This is a genomic window from Plastoroseomonas arctica, assembly GCF_018128965.1.
Taxonomy (GTDB): domain Bacteria; phylum Pseudomonadota; class Alphaproteobacteria; order Acetobacterales; family Acetobacteraceae; genus Plastoroseomonas; species Plastoroseomonas arctica.
In genome coordinates this window covers 15,138-33,444 of the sequence record NZ_JAAEDH010000025.1, presented here as the reverse complement: position 1 = coordinate 33,444, position 18,307 = coordinate 15,138, and the positions used below count along the sequence as shown (strand labels likewise).

19 protein-coding genes are annotated in these 18,307 nt (G+C 70.4%); 13 read left to right on the top strand and 6 right to left on the bottom strand.

What is annotated here, in order from left to right:
• The first annotated feature begins 16 nt into the window (after window positions 1-16).
• The 4 genes from GXW79_RS18395 (at window position 17) to GXW79_RS18380 (ending at window position 3,563) form a co-directional block, all read left to right on the top strand.
• Window positions 17-724 (top strand): hypothetical protein, encoded by a 708-nt coding sequence (locus GXW79_RS18395; protein ID WP_211875907.1) that lies wholly within the window; start codon window positions 17-19, stop codon window positions 722-724.
• Window positions 721-1,941 carry a hypothetical protein gene (locus tag GXW79_RS18390; RefSeq protein ID WP_211875906.1) on the top strand — a complete coding sequence of 407 codons (1,221 nt, stop codon included), beginning with the start codon at window positions 721-723 and terminating at the stop codon, window positions 1,939-1,941. The genes GXW79_RS18395 and GXW79_RS18390 overlap by 4 nt, the downstream gene beginning before the upstream one ends.
• Window positions 1,942-2,004: 63 nt before the next feature.
• Entirely contained in the window at window positions 2,005-2,766 is a 762-nt protein-coding gene (locus GXW79_RS18385) for an ABC transporter ATP-binding protein (protein ID WP_211875905.1), read from the top strand.
• Entirely contained in the window at window positions 2,763-3,563 is an 801-nt protein-coding gene (locus tag GXW79_RS18380; protein WP_211875904.1) for an ABC transporter permease, read from the top strand. The genes GXW79_RS18385 and GXW79_RS18380 overlap by 4 nt, the downstream gene beginning before the upstream one ends.
• A 51-nt stretch (window positions 3,564-3,614) precedes the next feature.
• On the opposite strand, the gene GXW79_RS18375 is transcribed toward GXW79_RS18380, so the two are convergent.
• Both GXW79_RS18375 and GXW79_RS18370 read right to left on the bottom strand, forming a co-directional pair.
• Window positions 3,615-4,094, bottom strand: a complete 480-nt coding sequence (locus tag GXW79_RS18375) for a YcgN family cysteine cluster protein (protein WP_211875903.1) — start codon at window positions 4,092-4,094, stop codon at window positions 3,615-3,617.
• Between the two features lie 111 nt (window positions 4,095-4,205).
• On the bottom strand, window positions 4,206-5,237 hold the full coding sequence (locus GXW79_RS18370) for a hypothetical protein (RefSeq protein ID WP_211875902.1): 1,032 nt from the start codon (window positions 5,235-5,237) through the stop codon (window positions 4,206-4,208).
• A gap of 188 nt (window positions 5,238-5,425) precedes the next feature.
• Here GXW79_RS18370 and GXW79_RS18365 point away from each other — a divergent pair, with 188 nt between their 5' ends.
• From GXW79_RS18365 to GXW79_RS18355, 3 genes are read left to right on the top strand one after another with little or no spacing between them, the layout of a single operon-like run.
• Window positions 5,426-5,671: a hypothetical protein gene (locus GXW79_RS18365; RefSeq protein WP_211875901.1), complete on the top strand. Its 246-nt coding sequence runs from the start codon at window positions 5,426-5,428 to the stop codon at window positions 5,669-5,671.
• Window positions 5,668-6,828: a CCA tRNA nucleotidyltransferase gene (locus GXW79_RS18360; RefSeq protein WP_211875900.1), complete on the top strand. Its 1,161-nt coding sequence runs from the start codon at window positions 5,668-5,670 to the stop codon at window positions 6,826-6,828. Before GXW79_RS18365 ends, GXW79_RS18360 begins: the two co-directional genes overlap by 4 nt.
• A gap of 31 nt (window positions 6,829-6,859) precedes the next feature.
• The gene (locus GXW79_RS18355; RefSeq protein ID WP_211875899.1) at window positions 6,860-8,626 is read left to right on the top strand and encodes an ABC transporter ATP-binding protein; all 1,767 of its coding nucleotides are present in this window, start codon (window positions 6,860-6,862) and stop codon (window positions 8,624-8,626) included.
• A gap of 4 nt (window positions 8,627-8,630) precedes the next feature.
• Here the strand turns inward: GXW79_RS18355 and GXW79_RS18350 are convergent, their stop codons facing one another.
• Together GXW79_RS18350 and GXW79_RS18345 are read right to left on the bottom strand one after the other, a co-directional pair.
• Complete coding sequence (locus GXW79_RS18350; RefSeq protein WP_211875898.1) at window positions 8,631-9,257, bottom strand: tyrosine-protein phosphatase; 627 nt, start codon at window positions 9,255-9,257, stop codon at window positions 8,631-8,633.
• A gap of 69 nt (window positions 9,258-9,326) precedes the next feature.
• Window positions 9,327-9,527: a hypothetical protein gene (locus tag GXW79_RS18345; protein WP_211875897.1), complete on the bottom strand. Its 201-nt coding sequence runs from the start codon at window positions 9,525-9,527 to the stop codon at window positions 9,327-9,329.
• Between GXW79_RS18345 and GXW79_RS18340 the strand changes: the two genes are divergently transcribed.
• Both GXW79_RS18340 and GXW79_RS18335 read left to right on the top strand, forming a co-directional pair.
• A complete protein-coding gene (locus GXW79_RS18340; protein ID WP_211875896.1) occupies window positions 9,526-10,407 on the top strand; it encodes an S-methyl-5'-thioadenosine phosphorylase in 882 nt (293 codons plus the stop codon). The genes GXW79_RS18345 and GXW79_RS18340 overlap by 2 nt on opposite strands.
• Window positions 10,408-10,445: 38 nt before the next feature.
• On the top strand, window positions 10,446-12,311 hold the full coding sequence (locus GXW79_RS18335; RefSeq protein WP_211875895.1) for an ABC-F family ATP-binding cassette domain-containing protein: 1,866 nt from the start codon (window positions 10,446-10,448) through the stop codon (window positions 12,309-12,311).
• Here GXW79_RS18335 and GXW79_RS18330 read toward each other — a convergent pair.
• The gene (locus tag GXW79_RS18330; protein ID WP_211875894.1) at window positions 12,308-12,481 is read right to left on the bottom strand and encodes a hypothetical protein; all 174 of its coding nucleotides are present in this window, start codon (window positions 12,479-12,481) and stop codon (window positions 12,308-12,310) included. The two genes, GXW79_RS18335 and GXW79_RS18330, sit on opposite strands and share 4 nt — an antisense overlap.
• A 122-nt stretch (window positions 12,482-12,603) precedes the next feature.
• Here GXW79_RS18330 and GXW79_RS18325 point away from each other — a divergent pair, with 122 nt between their 5' ends.
• The 4 genes from GXW79_RS18325 (at window position 12,604) to GXW79_RS18310 (ending at window position 17,352) form a co-directional block, all read left to right on the top strand.
• Window positions 12,604-13,554, top strand: coding sequence for a Bug family tripartite tricarboxylate transporter substrate binding protein (locus GXW79_RS18325; RefSeq protein WP_211875893.1), 951 nt, complete (start codon window positions 12,604-12,606; stop codon window positions 13,552-13,554).
• 121 nt (window positions 13,555-13,675) lie between these two features.
• Window positions 13,676-13,849 (top strand): hypothetical protein, encoded by a 174-nt coding sequence (locus GXW79_RS18320; RefSeq protein ID WP_211875892.1) that lies wholly within the window; start codon window positions 13,676-13,678, stop codon window positions 13,847-13,849.
• Between the two features lie 85 nt (window positions 13,850-13,934).
• Window positions 13,935-14,162 (top strand): hypothetical protein, encoded by a 228-nt coding sequence (locus GXW79_RS18315; RefSeq protein ID WP_211875891.1) that lies wholly within the window; start codon window positions 13,935-13,937, stop codon window positions 14,160-14,162.
• Between the two features lie 70 nt (window positions 14,163-14,232).
• Window positions 14,233-17,352, top strand: coding sequence for a PAS-domain containing protein (locus GXW79_RS18310; protein ID WP_211875890.1), 3,120 nt, complete (start codon window positions 14,233-14,235; stop codon window positions 17,350-17,352).
• Here GXW79_RS18310 and GXW79_RS18305 read toward each other — a convergent pair.
• Window positions 17,349-18,062: a response regulator gene (locus GXW79_RS18305; protein WP_211875889.1), complete on the bottom strand. Its 714-nt coding sequence runs from the start codon at window positions 18,060-18,062 to the stop codon at window positions 17,349-17,351. The two genes, GXW79_RS18310 and GXW79_RS18305, sit on opposite strands and share 4 nt — an antisense overlap.
• Between the last annotated feature and the right edge of the window lie 245 nt (window positions 18,063-18,307).

Genomic DNA, 18,307 nt, shown 5'->3' with positions numbered 1-18,307 from the left:
GCGAGGTGCCGTGACCATGCCCTTCCCCAGCGCAGCGACCGCCAGGCGCGCCGCCCCGCCACCGAACCCGAGCCCGGACGCACGCGCCGCCGCCATCGACCTCGGTCGTGCGGTGTCGCGTCGGCCTCTCCTGCGCCTCGCGCCGGGTGTCGCGCCGGCCCTCGCCTTCCTGCATCTGCGTCCCGAACCGGGGGTACCGGGGGCCGCGCCTGGCGACGACCTTGCCCGGCACGCCAGCGAGGGCGTTGCGCTGCGGCTGCTGGCGGCACTGGCCGATCCTGCGCAAGCCGACGCGCTGCTGGGGCCGGCGCCGGGGTTGCTGATCGACCTGCCGATCCGCGCCATCCTTCCCCAGCCGGCTTTCACGGCAGCGTCCGTCGCGGCGCTGCCGCTGGCCGCCGCGGCCGATCCGGCGGCGTTCGCGTCGCTGGCCGAGGCGGCGCGAAGGCGGGGCTGGGGCGTCGCGCTGCGCGGCCTCGGCGCGGGCACGCTGGACAGGGTCCGGCCGCGGGTGGTGGTGGCGGACTGGTTCATCGTGGAATGGTCCGCGGCGCTGGGCGACGGCCCGACGCCCGATGGGCTGCGGCAGCTCGACCCTCCCCGCATCATCCTTATCGGCTGCGACACGGCGGCGGCACTGGACTGGGGCCTGGATCTCGACATCCGCATCTTCGGCGGCGCCCGGATCGACGCCGCGCCCTCCGCCTCGGGCCGAGGCTCATGAGCGCGCTGCAATCGGACCGCGCCGTGCTCAGCGCCCTGGTCCGCTCGCCGCTGGGCACCTCGGATGCGGTGGAGCTCGCCGCGCTGGTGCGCGACACCGTTGCCTCCGGGGTCGAGCGCGAGGTTCTGGTGCTGCGGCTCTCCGCCCTGCCGGCGGGGATGCGGCGCGGGCATCACCGGCGGCTGCTGGAAGCCGCCTGGGCGCCGCTGCGGAGCTCCACGCGCAGCCGCTGCTTCGACCTGCCGAACGGGGATGTCTGTGCCGTGGAGGTGCCACCCGCGCATCTTCTCGCGCAGATCCGCGACCTGCTGCTCGGCGCCCTGGACGGCGCCTCTTCTGCCGATGGGGGCGCGCCCGAAGGTGCGGCCCGCATCGTCCGTCACCTGCGCCTGCCGGCCGAGGCGGCGGTGCTGATCGCTGTCGTCGAGCAGGCCCTCGGCCTCGCGGCCAGCAGCGAGGTGCGGCCGGCACAAGCCGCGCCCGCGCTCGGCTTCACGGCGGAGGCGCTGTGCGGCGCGGAGAAGGCGCTCGCCATGGCCGATCTCTCGCCGATGCTGCGCGCCTTCTGGGCCTGCCGGCTGGATCCCGGGGGCGGCGCCCCGCAACCGCTGTGGGAAGAACGGCGCATCGATGTCGCCTCCGTCTGCGGCGCCATCCTGCCCTCGCATGACCCGGACAGCGCGCCCTGGTTGCGCCGCAAGCTCCTTAAGGCGATCGACCGCCGCATCCTCGCCGGCCTCGCACGGCCCGACGCGCTGCGCGACCTGCATGCGAGCCTGCTGCCGCTCGGAACGGGTGCGGTGAACAGCGCCGAGTTCCAGAAATTCGACGCGCTGCTGCCGGCCATGCTGCGCGGTCGCATCGCGATCGCCTTCACCGCCGAGGAGGTGCTGTGCGACCCCGACGCCTTCCTCGTCGCGCGCGAGAGGCTGCGCGCGGGACAATACCGCGTGGCCCTCGAAGTCGAGGCGGCGGCGACGCTGGCGCTCGTCCCGCCCGAGGCCGCCGGCTTCGACCTGGTCCGCCTCGCCTGGGGCGAGGGCCTGCCCGCGCTCGGCACCGCGGAGGCGCGCGCGTTGGCCGACGCCCTGCCCCACGCTGCTGACCGGATGCTGCTGGCCGAGGTGGACCGCCCAGCCGCCATCGCCTGGGGCTGGGAGATGGGGTTCCGGATCTTCTCCGGCCGGCTGATGGAGCGCCGCCGCCTGGCCGCATGACGCACGCGCGGTGTTCATCGACCGGCGCTTGGCGGCCTGTCGGTAATCTCCCATACCTCGCCGATGACCGCCCTCCTCGTCGAGAACCTGAGCAAGACCTACCCGCCGCGGCGGGGCGCCCCGCCGCCTCGCCCGGCCGTCGACGGCCTGTCCTTCCGTCTGCCCATGGGGGAGACCTGGGGGCTGCTCGGCGGCAACGGCGCGGGCAAGACCACCACCATCGCGATGCTCCTCGGCCTCTTGGTGCCCAGCGGCGGCACCATCCTCGCCCTCGGCCACGACATGACGAAGGATCGCTTCGCCGCCCTCGCGCGGATGAATTTTTCGTCGCCCTACATTGCCCTGCCGCACCGGCTTTCGGTCGCCGAGAACCTCCGCATCTACGCGCACCTCTACGACGTGCCCGATATGGAGCGCCGCATCGCCACGCTGGCCGAAGACCTCAACCTGACCGAGCTTCTGGACCGCCCCGCGGGTGAACTCTCCGCCGGGCAGAAGACCCGCGTGGCCCTCGCCAAAGCGCTCATCAACCGCCCCGCGCTGCTGCTGCTCGACGAACCGACTGCCAGCCTCGATCCCGACACCGGCGACTGGGTGCGCGGCTGGCTGGAACGCTACAGCGCCGAGAGCGGCTGCTCTATCCTGCTCGCCTCGCACAACATGGCCGAGGTCGAGCGCCTGTGCGGCCACGTCCTGATGCTCAAGGAAGGCCGCATCCTAGACCAGGGCAGTCCCGCCGCGCTCACCGCGCAGTACGGGCGGGAGGATCTGGAGCAGGTCTTCCTCGACATCGCCCGCGGCACCCGGGCGGAGACCATGGCATGAACCCCGCCCTGCGCCGCGTCTGGGGGTTGGTCTACCGGCACGTGTCCCTCTACCGCCGGTCCTGGCCGCGCCTGGTCGAGCTCATGTACTGGCCGGTGCTGCAAATGGTCGTCTGGGGCTTCATCAGCAGCTACATCGCGGGCCTGCAGCCCGGCACCGGCACCATCGCCGCCGGCGCGTTGCTCGGCGCGGTGCTGCTGTGGGAGGTGGCGCTGCGCAGCCAGATGGGCTTCGCCCTCTCCTTCCTCGAGGAGATCTGGTCCCGCAACTTAGGCCACGTCTTCGTCTCGCCACTCCGCCCGCGCGAACTCGTCGCGGCGCTGATGTCGATGAGCGTGCTGCGCACCCTGGTCGGCGTGCTGCCTGCGATGTTCCTGGCATGGGTCTTCTACGGCTTCGGGCTCTTCGCGCTGGGGCCGGTGATCGTGGCCTTCTTCGTCGCCCTGCTGATGATGGGCTGGGCGGTCGCCCTGCTCGTCACCTCGCTGATCCTGCGCCACGGCGCCGGGGCCGAGGCGCTGGCCTGGAGCGTGCTGTTCGGCCTTACGCCCTTCTCGGCCGTGTTCTACCCGGTCGCCGTGCTGCCGGTGTGGCTGCAGCCGGTGGCCCTCGCCATCCCCGCCGCACACGTCTTTGAAGGCATGCGCGCGGCGCTGCTCGATGGGCACATTGCATGGGGGCATTTGGCGGCGGCGTTTGCGCTGGATGCGATGTGGCTGGCGATCGCGTCGTGGGTGTTCATGCGGCAGTTCGAGGGCGCGCGGGTGCGAGGGGCGTTGCTGAATATCGGGGAGTAGGAAGACTGGGGGGAAAGAATTTCCCTCAGACCCCCATTCTTTTATTTCTATCTATCGGCTCTTGGGGCGAGGGCGCGCGGATTTGGGGAGTAGGCCGGGCCAGCGGACGACGTGGCCTTCCAGGGGACCCGAGGCGCGCTCCGTCACGGCGCGGTCGCGGACGGAGACGCCGGCCTCATGCACTGTCTCGGCGCTGCCGGAGACCAGCGGGTGCCACCACATCAGCTCCTGCCCCTCGGCGAGCAGGCGATAGGCACAGCTGGGTGGCAGCCAGTCGATCGCGGCCACCTTCTTCGCAGTGAGCTTCACGCAATCCGGCACGAAGGCCTTGCGGTGCTCGTAGTCCGAGCAGCGGCAGGAATGGGTATCGAGCAGCCGGCAGGCGACCTCGGTCCAGGCGAGCTCGTCCGTCTCGGCGTCGCGCAGCTTGTGCAGGCAGCAGCGCCCGCACCCATCGCAGAGGCTTTCCCACTCCGCACGCGTCATCGCTGCGAGAGTCTTCGTCTTCCAAAAGGGCGGCGCATCGCTCATGCCCCCTAGATAGACGATCTGCGTTTGGATTGCCCGGTGCCACCTTCCAGCCTGAACCAATAAGCCAAAAATAAAAGAAAGGGGTCCGGGGAAATTCCTTTCCCCGGCTTTCTAGTTCACCGCCCGCTCCGCCAGCCGGCGTGCGCTTTCGGCCGCATTCACCATCCCATCCACCGCCCCCTGGGACAGCCGCCGCGTCCCCGAGATCAGCCGCGCGATCGCGCTCTGTTGCGGCAGCAGCTGCGCCGAGGGCACTTCGCGCAGGCGCTGGATCAGGTCGCGCTGGTCGTCGCGGGCGGACCCTGCCGGCAGCACGTCGGGCGTGGCGGTGAAGATCGCCACGGGGGTGCAGGCGGTGGTCGCCGTGCGCGAGCGGCCGCCGATGCCGAAGACGCCGCCTTCGCTGAGGGCGAATTCCTGCACCTGGTAGACGGCCTCGTCATCGACGCGGGCGCGCAGCAGTTCACGGCTGACGACCGGCACGACGTGGAGGTTGCGTTCGACCAGCAGCTTGATGTTGGCGTTGGAGGGGTCGGCGAACTGGACGAAGAAGCCGACCGCGCCGTCGGTGCTGGCGGCGACCTGTTCGATCACGTCGGTCGAGTCGCGGCCGTAGCGGATATTGGCCTCGGCGATGCGGCCGAGCCCTTCGGGGTCGATCTCGCGGAGGTAGCTGAAGCTGGCGGTGGACCCGCTTTCGCGGGGCGGCAGGATGAAGTTGATGCGGCGCGCGAGGCCCTGGACGTCGCCGAGCGTGGCAAGGCGGTCGTTCCGGGTGATCATCCACAGGCCTTCGCAGGCGATGTCGCGACGGATGACGGTCAGGCGCTGGAATTCGGCCGGGCGGCGGGCGGCCTCGCGGCTGTAGACGTCGAGCTGGGCGAAACCGATCGCGCCTGGCGCCTCGAGCGCGCGGGTGATGTTCTCAAGCGTCCCGCGCGAGGTGGTGCAGGCGTAGCCGTTGAAATAGACGCGGGCGAGGGCCGGCGGGAAGGGCGGGCAGAACAGCGTGTGGTAGGCGCCCTGGGCGCCCCCGGTGTTGATGGTGCGCGCACGTTGCGCCTGGAGGTTCGCGGGCGCCTGGGCCATCGCCGGCAGCGCGGCGAGGATGAGCAGGAGGGTGCTGAGCAGCAGGCGCGTCATGGCGGTGGCTCCTTGCGGCGGGGGAACGTCTTTAAAGCATCGCAATCGCCCTGCGGCGTCAAGCGCGGGCCGATGACAGCGACGTGAGTCGATCCTGCGCGGAAAGCCGCGGCCGTGGAAGCGCGGCGGGTGAGTCGTCATCCAGCGACGCTAGCGCAACGGACGCGTCGCGCCCCATATAGCCGCTTGTGACCACCATCATCGCCTTGCTGCTCTTCGCCCTGCCGTTCGGCGCCTATCTGCTGTGGCGCCAGCGCAACCCGGAGGGCGAGCCCTCGCGCGTGCTGCTGCTGCTGGCGGTGCTCGCGGTCGCGGCATCGGTGGGCGGCGCTGCCTTCTACGGGCTGACGCGGCGCGAGGCGCCGGGCGTGTATGTGGCGCCGCATCTCGAGGATGGGCGGATCGTTCCGGGCCATACGGAGCCGCGTCGGTGAGCCCGGCCTTCCTCGACGCACCGGCGACGGCGGCGATCCTGGTGGCGCTGCCGGGTGCGCGCGCGGTGGGCGGGGCGGTGCGGGACAGTCTTGCGGGGCAGCCGGTGCAGGATGTCGATATCGGGGCGCCGATGGCACCGGAGGAGATCGCGCGGCGGCTGCGTGCGGCGGGGGCCAAGGTGTTCGAGACCGGGATCGCGCATGGCACGGTGACGGCCGTGCTGCATGGCGTGCCGCATGAGGTGACGGCGTTGCGGCGCGACATCGCGACCGACGGGCGCCATGCGGAGGTCGAATGGACCACCGATTGGCGCGAGGATGCGGCGCGGCGAGACTTTACCATCAACGCCATGTCGATGGGCGCGGATGGCGTGCTGTTCGACTATTTCGGCGGGCAGGCGGACCTCGCGGCCGGGCGGGTGATGTTCGTGGGGGACGCGGCAACGCGCATCGCCGAGGACTACTTGCGCATCCTGCGCTTCTTCCGGTTTTTCGCGCGCTATGGGCGCGGCGCGCCGGACGCTTCGGCGCTGGCGGCAATCCGCGCCGGGGTGCCGGGCATGGCGCGGCTGTCGGTGGAGCGCGTTTGGATGGAGCTGAAACGCCTGCTGGCGGGGCCGATGCCCGCCGAAGCGGTCGCGCGGATGGATGAAGCGGGCGTGCTCCCCGCCGTGTTGCCAGAGGCGGGCGCGACGGATGCGCTGGCGCGGATCGTGGAGCCCGAACCGATGCTGCGCCTCGCCGCCCTGCTGCGGCCGGGTGCCGACCTCGCGGCGCTGGCGCACCGGTTGAAATTCTCGGGCGCGGAGGCGGCGCAGCTTGCGGCGATGCAGGGAGCCCTGCCCGACGGCGATGACAACGCGCTGCGCCGGGCGCTCGCTGAAGATGGGCACGACGTGCTGTTCGCGCGGGTGGCGCTGGCAGAGGCGCGGAATGGGGTGGATCGCGGCGCGCTGCGCGACCGGCTGCGCGCACTACCGCGGCCGGTGTTTCCGCTGCTCGGGCGGGATGGGCTGAGCCTCGGTGCCGCACCTGGCCCGGCGCTCGGCGCCGCGCTGGCGGCGACGCGGGCCTGGTGGCTGGCGCGCGGCTGCACCGATGACGTGGAGGCCTGCCGGGCGGAGCTCGCGCGGGTTCTGGCCCAGGGGCAAAATTGAACAAGCCGGCGCGGCCTGCTACGGCCCGGACATGGCCAAGCCGCTTCCCGCCTCTACCGTCCCGCTGATCCGGCGCCTCTGGCGGGAACAGGTGCTTCGGCATCGGTCGGGCGTCGCGATGGCGCTGGTCTGCACGGCTTTGGTCGCCGGCTTCACCGCGCTGTATCCCGTGGTGATCCAGCAGAGTTTTGACCGGTTCACCGCGAACGACACCGAGACGCTGTGGCTGGTGCCGGTGGTGATCATCATCATCACGATGGCGAAGTCGCTGGCGCAGTTCGGGCAGGCGGTGGCGATACAGTCGGTTGTGCTGCGCGTCATCGAGGGGTTGCAGGGCGACCTGTTCCGCGCGCTGACGCGGGCGGACCTCGCGGCGGTGGGGCGCGACGCGCCGGCGCGGCATGCGGCGCGCTTCACCGTGGATGCGGCGATGATCCGCGAGGCGCTGACCAAGTCCATCAACGCGATCGCGGATGTGCTGACGGTGGTGGGGCTGGCGGCCTCGATGCTGTGGCTGGACTGGCAATTGTTTTTGATCGCGATGGCGCTGTATCCCATCGCGATCCTGCCGATCACGCGGCTGGGCAAGCGCATCCGCCGCGCCTCGGGCGGGATGCAGCAGCGCATGGGCGAGACAGCGGCGGTACTGACCGAGAGTTTTGCGGCCGCGCGGGTGGTGCGCGCCTATCGTTTGGAGGCGCAGGAGGAAGCGCGGGCGGCGCGCATCTTCGCCGGGCTGCGCGAGAGCCTGCTGCACATCCAGCGCACGCGGGCGAGTCTAGACCCGATGCTGGAGGCGCTGGGCGGCATCGCGGTCGCCGCGGTGATCGCCTTTCTCGGCTGGCGGGTGAGCTCGGGGGCGGGGACCATCGGCGAGTTCACCGGGTTTGTCGCCGCGCTGCTGATCGCCTCGCGCCCGGTGCGCGCGCTGGGGTCGCTGAACGCGGCGTTGCAGGAAGGGCTGGCGGGGCTGTCCAGCGTCTATGCCGTGATCGATGAGCGGCCGCGCATCGTCGAGAAGCCGGGGGCGGTCGCGCTGCCGGAGGGGAAGGGGCGCGTAGAGTTCGACGGCGTCGGGTTTCGGTATGAACAGGGGAATGCGGATGCCGCGCTGGAGGGGCTGAGTTTTGTCGCCGAGCCGGGGCGGACGGTGGCGCTGGTGGGGCCTTCGGGGGCGGGGAAGTCCACGGCGCTCGCGCTGGTGCCGCGGCTGCATGATGTCACGGCGGGTGCGGTGCGCATCGATGGCGCGGATATCCGCGACGTGACGCTGGCGAGCCTGCGCGATGCGATCGCCTATGTCGGGCAGGATGCGGTGATCTTCGACGATACGGGATTCGCGAACATCGCCTGCGGGCGGCCGGGGGCGAGCCAAGCGGAGGTGGAGGATGCCGCGCGCGCGGCGGCCGCGCATGAATTCCTGGCCGTGCTGCCGCAGGGCTACCAGACCGTGCTGGGCACTGGGGGGTCGCGGTTGTCCGGAGGGCAGAAGCAGCGCGTGTCGCTCGCCCGCGCGCTGTTGCGCAACCCGCGCATCCTGCTGCTGGACGAGGCGACGAGCGCGCTGGATGCGGAGAATGAGGCGCTGGTGCAGCAGGCGCTCGCGCGGTTGCGGGCGGGGCGGACGACGCTGGTGATCGCGCATCGGCTGTCGACGGTGCGGGATGCGGATCTGATCGTGGCGATGGATCGGGGGCGGGCGGTGGAGCAGGGGAGCCACGCCGCGCTGATGGAGGCGGGCGGGCTGTATGCGCGGCTGGTGCGGACGCAGGCGTTCGTGGAAGCGGAGCCGGCCTGAGGGGCTATTCGCGGCGGAGGACGCTGTCGAGCAGGCGGTCGGCCCAGGGCTGGCTTTGGAAGGACGCGTGGAGGGCGGCTTCGTCGTAATCCTCGCGCAGCCAGTCGAGGAAGGGTTTTGGGGCCGCCGCCGCGTAGCTGGCGAAGAAGGCGTCGAGGATGCCGGTCTTGCCTTGGCGGATGTGGCCGTGGCGGAGGGTGAGCTGGGCGGTGGCCTGTTCGACGGGGCGGCCTTGCAGGAGGAGCCAGATGCCGGCGACCAAGCCGGTCCGGTCGGCCCCGGATTTGCAGTGGATGAGGATGGGTTCCTCGACGCGCTTGAGGGTGTCCACCAGCCTCAGGATTCGGTCCTTGTGGGGTGCGCCGCGGCTCTCGAAGGGGGCGTCGATCTGGGTGAGTCCGAGGCGGGCGGCTTCGTCGCGGGCGAGGGTGTCGGAGCCGCAGGCTTCGCGGTGGCCGCGGAGATTGATGACGGTTTTGATGCCGTGCCGCCGCGCGGCCGTGCGGAGCTGCCAGGGCAGCGGGTGGTTGGAGCGGTACAGCCGGTTGGGTTCGACGACGGCCCAGTTGCGCCAGCCGATGCGCAGCGCCGCGTGATCCACGAAGAGACTATTGATCCAGGTCGATGCCATTGTGGTGTTTCGTGGTGACTGCCCAAGTTGCAAAAATAAAAGATTGGGGTCTGGGGAAATTCCCCAGTCTTACCTTCCGGTGATCGCATCCGGCGGCGGCAGCGCCGTTCCTCTGGGCCCGAGTGGCGAGCTTCGGTTGGTCTCGCAGGCGGCGAGTGTGATGAGTGTGAGCAGCAGCAGCAGGCGCATAGTTGGGTCCTCGATCGTCGCGGCGGAGAAGGCGCGCGGCGGGGTGGTCTCGTCAAGCGTGGGGCGGTAGGTTGGGGCCATGCAGCAAGACACGGTAATCGGTCTGATCGGCGGCTCCGGCCTTTATGACATCGTGGGTCTGGAGGGGCGCGAGTGGCGGCGCGTCGAGACGCCTTGGGGCGAGCCCTCGGATGCGCTGTTGTTTGGGCGCCTGGCGGGCGTGCAATGCGTGTTCTTGCCGCGGCATGGCCGGGGGCATCCGACGCCGCCTTCGGGGTTGAATTATCGGGCGAATATCGATGCGCTGAAGCGGAGCGGTGTCACGGATGTGATCTCGTTGAGCGCGGTGGGGTCGCTGCGCGAGGATCTGCCGCCGGGGCATTTCGTGATCGTGGACCAGTTCATTGATCGGACGTTTGCGCGGGAGAAGTCGTTTTTCGGGACGGGGTGCGTGGCGCATGTGTCGGTGGCGCATCCGACGTGTCCGCGCTTGGGCGATGCCTTGGAGGTTTCGGCGCGGGAGATTGGGCTGCCGGTGACGCGGGGCGGGACGTATCTGGTGATGGAAGGGCCGCAGTTCTCCACCAAGGCGGAGAGCGAGCTGTACCGCTCCTGGGGGTGCTCGGTGATCGGGATGACCAATATGCCCGAGGCGAAACTGGCCCGCGAGGCGGAGCTTTGTTACGCCTCGGTGGCCATGGTGACGGATTTCGATTGCTGGCATCCGGACCATGAGGCGGTGACGGTGGACCAGGTGGTGAAGGTGCTGTTCGCCAATGCGGACAAGGCGCGCGATCTGGTGAAGGCGGTGGTCCCGGGTCTGGCTGGGCCGCGGCTGCCGTGCCCGGCGGGGTGCGACCGGGCGTTGGAATACGCGATCATCACGGCGCCGGAGCAGCGCGACCCGGCGCTGGTCGGGAAGCTGGATGCCGTGGCCGGGCGGGTGCTGCGCGCGGCTTGAGGGGTGTTTTGTGCGTCCTGCGCTGGTAGAAGCCGCGCATGACGATTTTGGCGCTTCGAGACCTCACCATACGCGTTGCCGGGCGGGCCCTGCTGGACGGGGCCTCGCTGCAGATCGATGCCGGGCACAAGGTGGGCCTGGTGGGCAAGAACGGCGCGGGGAAGTCCACGCTGCTCAAGGCGATCACCGGCGAGCTGCAGGTGGATGGGGGGGATATCCAGTTCTCCGCCCGCGCGCGCATGGGGCATGTGGCGCAGGAGGCGGCGGCAGGGCCGGACAGTATTTTGACGGTTGTGCTTTCGGCGGATACCGAGCGCGCCTCGCTGCTGGCGGAGAGCGAGACGGCGGAGGGCGCGCGCTTAGGGGAAATTCATGACCGGCTGATCGCCATTCGTGCGGATTCCGCGCCGGCGCGTGCTGCGATTGTGCTGGCGGGGCTGGGCTTCGATGCGGCGGCGCAGGCGCGCAAGATCAGCGACTTCTCGGGCGGGTGGCGGATGCGTGTCGCCTTGGCGCAGGCTCTGTTCCTCGAGCCCGACCTGCTGCTGCTCGACGAGCCGACGAACCATCTGGATCTGGAAGCCGCGCTGTGGCTTGAGGGATGGATCGCGAAGTTTTCCGGCGCAGTGATCCTGGTCTCACATGATCGCGGGCTGCTGGATCGCGCCGTGGATTCCATCGCGCATCTCGATCAGCGCAAGATCACGCTCTACACGGGCGGGTTCGAGCGGTTCGTGCGCGTGCGCGCGGAGCGCTTCGCGCAGACGCTGTCCACCAACGCGAAGCTCACCGCCGAGCGCGACCGCATCCAGGGCTTCGTGGATCGCTTCCGCGCCAAGGCGTCCAAGGCACGCCAGGCGCAGAGCCGGTTGAAGGCGCTGGAAAAGCTTCCCCCCATCGAGGCGGTGGTGGAGGACACGGTCACGCGCTTCGCCTTCCCCGAGCCCGAGGCGCTGCCGCCGCCGATCCTGCAGCTCAACAACGCGGCCGCCGGCTATGGCGAGAAGCCCATCCTGTCGAAGATGAATCTGCGCATCGACCCCGATGACCGGATCGCGCTGCTGGGCGCGAATGGCAACGGCAAGTCCACGCTGGCCAAGCTCTTGGCTGGCAGGTTGGCGCCCATGGCCGGCGAGGTTGCGCGCTCCACCCGGCTGCGCGTGGGCTATTTCGCACAGCACCAGGCGGAGGCGCTGGACCTCTCCGGCACGCCGCTGAGCCACATGCAGGCGGCCTTGCCCAAGGCGACCGAGACACAGTGCCGCGCCCAGCTCGCCCGCTTCGGGCTGGATGCGGATCGCGCGACCAACCGGGTGGGCGCGTGCTCGGGCGGCGAGAAGGGGCGGTTGCTGCTAGCACTCGCCACGCGCGATGCGCCGCAGTTGCTGATCCTCGACGAACCGACCAACCACCTCGACATCGACGCGCGCGAGGCGCTGGTGAAGGCGCTGTCGGACTATTCCGGCGCGGTGCTGCTCATCACCCACGACCCGCATCTGGTGGAGCTGATCGCGGAGCGCCTGTGGCTGGTCGCCGACGGCACCGTGGTGCCCTTCGAGGGCGACCTCGACGATTACCGCGTGCTGCTCGCCCAGCGTGCCCGCGGCGGGCGCGACGACGGCGCGGCACCGGCCGGCCAGAAGAAGCGCGCCGCCGAGGACCGCGCTGCCCAGGCAGTCCTCAAGGGCCGGATCAAGGAAGTCGAGGTCGCGATGGCGAAATACGCCAAGGAGCTTTCGCTGCTGGAAGCCAAGCTCGGCGACGCCGCGACCTATGCGCGGTTCAAGCCGAAGGACATCGCCTGGGCGAATACGCGGCGCGCGGCGATCGCGCACCAGACGACCATCCTGGAAGCGGAATGGCTGGAGTTGTCGGAGAAACTGGAAGGTGCCGCGGCGGCCTAGACGTTCAGCTTCGTCTCAGGTTCCTCGCCGTCCGGGCGGCGCGGCTCCGGCGCCGCCTCCTCCACATCCTCGACCGGCAGCGTACGCCGCATGAAGGTCGGCCAGAGCGCACGCGCGGTGCCGGGCTCCGGCGCAGGGTCTTCGGGGGCTGGCGGCAGTGGTTCGGCCATGGAACATGCTCCGCAACAGGCGTAATAAAGCCGCGTAATGTCGCAAAATACAATCAAAAGTTGTGTTTTCTCACGAATCCGTGTCCCAGAGACGAGACATCTCCGAAAGGGCTGAGACAGAGATGACCACGCGCAGGATGATGATGGCGGCGGCCCTGGCGATGCCGGCCATGGACGCCGTGGCTCAGGATGCGCGGCCGATCCGCATCATTGTGCCGGCGCCGCCGGGCGGCCCGACCGACCTGCTCGCCCGCAGCATCGCCGAACGGGGGCAGGCGTCGCTGGGGCAACCCGTGGTTGTGGAAAATCGGGCCGGCGGCGGCGGCGTGGTCGGTGCCGAGGCCGTGGCCCGTGCCGCGCCCGACGGGCTGAGCTTCGTGCTCGGCCACAACCAGACCCATGCCAGCAACCAGGCGATGATGGCGCGGCTGCCCTACCACGTGATCGACAGCTTCGTCCCCGTCGCGCGCGTCGCCACCGTGCACCACGCCCTGGTCGTCGCGGCGAACCATCGCGCGCGCGACATCGCGGGCCTCATCGCGGCGGGCGGGCGGCTATCCTACGCCTCCTCCTCGGCCGGCTCGGCGAGCCACGTGATCGCGGAGAGCTTCGTCCGCCGCGCCGGGCTGGACGCGGTGCATGTGCCCTATCGCGGCGCCGCGCCGGCCACGACGGACATCGTCGCCGGCGTGGTGGATTTCTACGTCGCCACATGGCCTCCGGTCGCCGGCCTCGTCCGTGAGGGTCGCCTCCGCGCGCTGGAAATCGGCGCCCCTGCGCGCCTGCCGGGTTTCCCCGACATCCCCACCGCCGCCGAGGCGGGCGTGCCCTACATGGCGGTGGATGCCTGGTTCGGGCTGTTCGCGCCGCGCAACACGCCGCCCGCCGCCATCGCCCGCTTCGCCGAGGCCGCGCTGGCGGCGCTGCGAGACCCCGCGACCGCATTGCGGCTGGAAGGCGCCGGCTTCACCCTCGCCACGATGGGCCCGGCGGAATTCGCGGCCTTCCAGCGCGAAGAACTGGCGCGCTGGACCGAGATGGTCGGCCTCACCGGGGTGAGCATCGAGGAGTAGGCCCGGCGCGGCAGACGCGACAATTCGGGCGACGCGGCGCGATCATCCCGCGACCGACGGGGGGCCATAAAGCGTCCATCAGCAAGCACGCGTCGCTTGCGGCCCGAAAAGGACACCGACCATGCGCCCCATCGCCCTCGCCTTCGCCGCCCTTGCCATCGGCCTGGTCGTCGCCGCTTCGCCCGCCCGGGCCGGCATCCGCACCGACAATGGCAGCCTGCAGAACCCGAACTCGATCACGATCATCCAGACCCAGGCCAGCCAGGCCCCGGCCGTTGCCGGCCGCGAAGGCTGAGCGGCACGACACGCCGCCGCCGTCGGATCGCCACGAAGCGCTGCCACACCATGAACGGCGCTGGGACAGGAGGAGTTCGGTCGTGATGCCCGTTACCTACGCGATCAGGCAGTCGTATCGCTCGCCCATGCAATGGGGGTTCGAGCTCGTCGCGATCGATGCGAAGGGCAAGGGCCACGCGGTCGGCCCCTGGCACGCCACGAAGGAGGACGCCGAGGCGCAGCTCGCACGGATGATGCAAGGCGGCGCCGGCTGCGGCGCACCGTCGAACGCCCAGCGGCAAGCGCCGGGCGCGCAGCAGGCCAGCTCCTAGGCCGCACCGGCGCCTCGCGCGCGACAGACGCGACAGACGGGCGGAGGCGCCGCGGGGTAGCGTCCGCGCCATGTCGCATCCCGCCGCCATCCTCGACCCTTCCGATCGCGCCTTCTCGCCGGTGCTGGCGGCGGCCCTGCTGCCGGCGCTGCTGGATGGGCTGGTCGCCGGCGTCGCTGTGTATGACGAGCAGCTCCGCCGCGTCCTCTCCAACCCCAGCCTCGACCGCATGTTCAGCCTCGAACCCGCACTCACCGCACCCGGCACGCCGCTGCGTGACCAGGTCGACGCCATGCGGCAGGCCGGCTTCCTCGACGATGCGGCGGCGGCGAGCATCCTCGAAGCCTTCGCCGCCGATGACCGCCGGACCTGCCAGTGGCAGAGCGCGGATGGCCGGACTTTCGAGATGGTCGTCATGCCGGCGCCGGGCATCGGGCGCCTCGCGATCTGCCGCGATGCCACCAAGGCCCGGCAGACCGAGCGCCAGCTGGCCGATGAGCGCGAGGTGCTCGCCACCATCATCGAGAACCTGCCCGACGGGGTGATGCTGTTCGACAGCGAGTTCCGCTGGCGCACCTCGAACCGCCGGCTGATGGAGTTCGGCAGGTTCTCGCCCGAGATCGCCCATCCCGGCGCAAGCGGTGCCGACATCGTCCGCTTCCAGGCCATGCGCGGCGATTTCGGCCCAGTGCCCGATGATCCCGTCGCACTCGAAGCCCTGGTGAGTGAGCGCGTGGGCTACATGCGCAAGCCGGGCGGCAATCGCTACGTTCGCCTGACCGCGGGCGGCTTCTGGATTGAGTTCAACATGATCCCGCTGCCCGATGGCGGGCTGCTCGCCTTCTACCGCGATATCAGCGAGCTGAAGCGGCGCGAGGCGGAGCTCGAATCCGAACGGGGGCTATTGCGAGAGGTGCTGGAAAGCATGGACGCGATGGTGGTGCTGTTCGACGCCGATGGCGATGTCGTCCTGTCGAACGACCGCTACCGCGACCTGCTGGGCATGCCGGACCACCTGTTCACGGCGAACAGCTCGCTCGAGGCCGGGCTGCGCTGGCTCTACCGCCGCGGCGATTTCGGCTTTGCGCGCGACGAGGACACGACGGTGGGCGACCGCGTCGCGACGATCTATGGCGGCCAGCCGCTGCGCTACAGCCGCCGCATGCCGCACGGCGCCTGGGTGGAATTCACCTATCGCCCGATCTCCGGCGGCCGCGTCATCGGCCATGCGCGCGACATCTCGCCGCTGAAGGCGCGAGAGGAGGATGCGGTGCGCGCCCAGGCCCGCGCGGAAGCCGCGGGAACCACGCTGCGCTCGGTGCTGGATACGCTCGGCGACGGCGTCGCGCTGGTCGAGTACAATGGCGACTGGATCATCCACAACCGCGCCATGTGGGAGATGAACGGCCTGCCGAGGGCGCTGTTCGACGACCACGCCAATATCCGCGACGGCTACCATCGCCACATGCTCGAGAGCGGCGAGGTGCCGCGCGTCTGCCCGACCATCGAGGGCGATCTCGACCTCTACATGGAGCGCCTGCAGCAGGCCGACGATGCGCCCTACCAGCGCCAGCGCACAAACGGGCGCTGGATCGAGCACCGCACGGTGCGCCTGCCCGCCGACCGCCGCCTGCTGATCCAGCGCGACATCACCGAGCTCAAGCGCACCGAGGCGGCGCTGCGCGAGGAACGCGATGCGGCCGAGGCGGCCGGCCGCGCCAAGGCCTCCTTCCTCGCCTCGATGAGCCATGAGATCCGCACACCAATGAATGGCGTGCTGGGCATGCTCGAGGTGCTGAGCCGGTCCGACCTGCGCCCCGACCAGGCGCGCAGCGTCACGGTGATGCGCGAGAGCGCCCATTCGCTGCTGCGCATCATCGACGACGTGCTCGACTTCTCGAAGATCGAGGCCGGGCGGCTGGAGTTCGAAGCCGTGCCGTTCAGCCTGCGCGGCATCATCGAGGGCACGGTGGAGACGCTCACGCCCGAGGCCAGCCGGCGCAACCTCGCGCTGTTCGCGACGATTCCGGACGGCGCGGCCAACATCTTCGAAGGCGATCCCACCCGCGTGCGCCAGATCCTGTTCAACCTGGTCGGCAATGCGCTGAAATTCACCGAGCGCGGCTTCGTCCGCATCACCGCCGAGATCCGCGAGGAAGGGCCGACCGCACTGGTCGCGATCGCGGTCGAGGATAGCGGCGTGGGCATGGATGCCGAGACCATCGAGCGGCTGTTCCAGCCCTTCACCCAGGCGGACAGCTCGACCACACGGCGGTTCGGCGGCACCGGGCTCGGGCTGTCCATCGTGCGTCGGCTCGCCGAGCTGATGCAGGGCGAGGTGACGCTGCAGAGCACGCCAGGCCGGGGCAGCTGCTTCACGGTGACCCTGCGCCTCAAGCCGGTCCAGGCATCGCTGCTCGCGGCACCGGGGCGCGAAGCCGAGCTGATGAGCGAGACGGCGTCCGGCCCGGGCCATCTGCTGGTGGTCGACGACCACCCCACCAACCTCGAGGTGATCACCGCGCAGCTGGAGCTGCTCGGCGTCCAGGCGATGGCGGCCTCCGATGGCCAGAAGGCGCTCGCACTGTGGCGAAAGGAACGCTTCGACACGGTGCTGCTCGATATCCACATGCCGGTGATGGATGGGTTCGAGCTGGCGCGCTCGATCCGCGCCGAGGAACAGCGCCTGTCGCTGCCGCGCACGACGCTGATCGCGGTGACGGCCAATGCCCTGAAGGGCGAGGCGGAGCGCTGCTATGCGGCGGGGATGGATGGGTTTCTCGCCAAGCCGGTGTCGATCGAGGGTCTCTCGCGCGTGCTGCGGCGCTTCCACCCCGATGCTGTGAAGGGGGCGGAGGGCGGCGGTGCCCTGTTCGACCCGGACGCGCTGCGCGGCCTGTTCGGGCAACAGCGCGAACGCCTGCGCGGCATCCTCGACGGTTTCGCGCAGCAGGCGGCGAACGACATCGCCTCGCTGCCGGAGCTGACGCCGGCGCGCCAGGCGGAGATCGCGCATCGACTGAAGGGGTCGGCGCGGATGATCGGCGCGCGGCTGCTCGCGGAAGCGGCGCAGGCGCTGGAGGAGGCCGCGCGCAGCGGAAACCCGGAGGCGACGGCGGCGATCGCGGCGAAGCTGCCGCGCCTGCTGCAGGACACGCTCGCCGCGGCGCGCCCGGCGCTCGGGATCTAGTCGCTGGGCGGGACGAACATGTAGCCCACGCCGCGCACGGATTTCAGCGCCTGCGGCTTGGCCGGATCGGCCTCCACCTTCTTGCGCAGCCGCATGATGCGGTTGTCGATGGCACGGTCGAAGGCCTCCGCCTCGCGATGCGCGGCCTGTTCGAGCAGCCATTCGCGCGTGAGCGGCCGGTTCGGGTGGCGCACCAGCAGGGCGAGGAGGTCGAACTCGCTGGCCGTCAGCGTGTCCTCGCTGCCATCGGCCAGCGTGAGGACGTGGCGCTCGAGATCGAGCCGGGCGGTGCCGACGCGGTGCTCGACCTGCAGCGCGGGCGGGGCCGGCGCATCGGCGGCGCGGCGGAGCAGGGCGCGCACGCGGGCGAGGAGTTCGCGCGGTTCAAACGGCTTGGTCACGTAGTCGTCGGCGCCGGATTCGAGGCCGGCGACGCGGTCGATCACGTCGCCCGCGGCGGTCAGCATGATGATCCCCATGCGCGCCGACCGGGCGCGGGCCCAGCGCGCGAGGGCGAAGCCATCCTCGGCGTCGTTGAGATGGACGTCGATCAAAGCGAGGTCGGGTAGCTCCTGCGCGTATTCACGACGGAAGTCGCGCGCATTGCCGAAGGGGGCGGGGCGCAGGCCGTGCTGCGCCAGGTATTCGGCCACGATGTGGCGCTGGACGGGATCATCCTCAACGAGGGCGACGCGACGGGACGCGCTCATGGAGGTAGCCGGCGCGAGTGGAACTCCATGGGCCTGATCCGACGCCTTGCAACGGTATCGGCGAAGCATGGCAGATGCCGGCGAGGCTGGTAAATACACGTGCTGCGTGTCGGAGTACGCACCGTTTTGGATGCGCGCTCTGCGCGTTTAAGCGCCGGGTTCGCATCGTGTATCGCTCGACTCCGCCTCGGAAAACGCGTCCTACGGAGATACGGCGATCCGTATTCCCGCGATGCTTGTGTCGT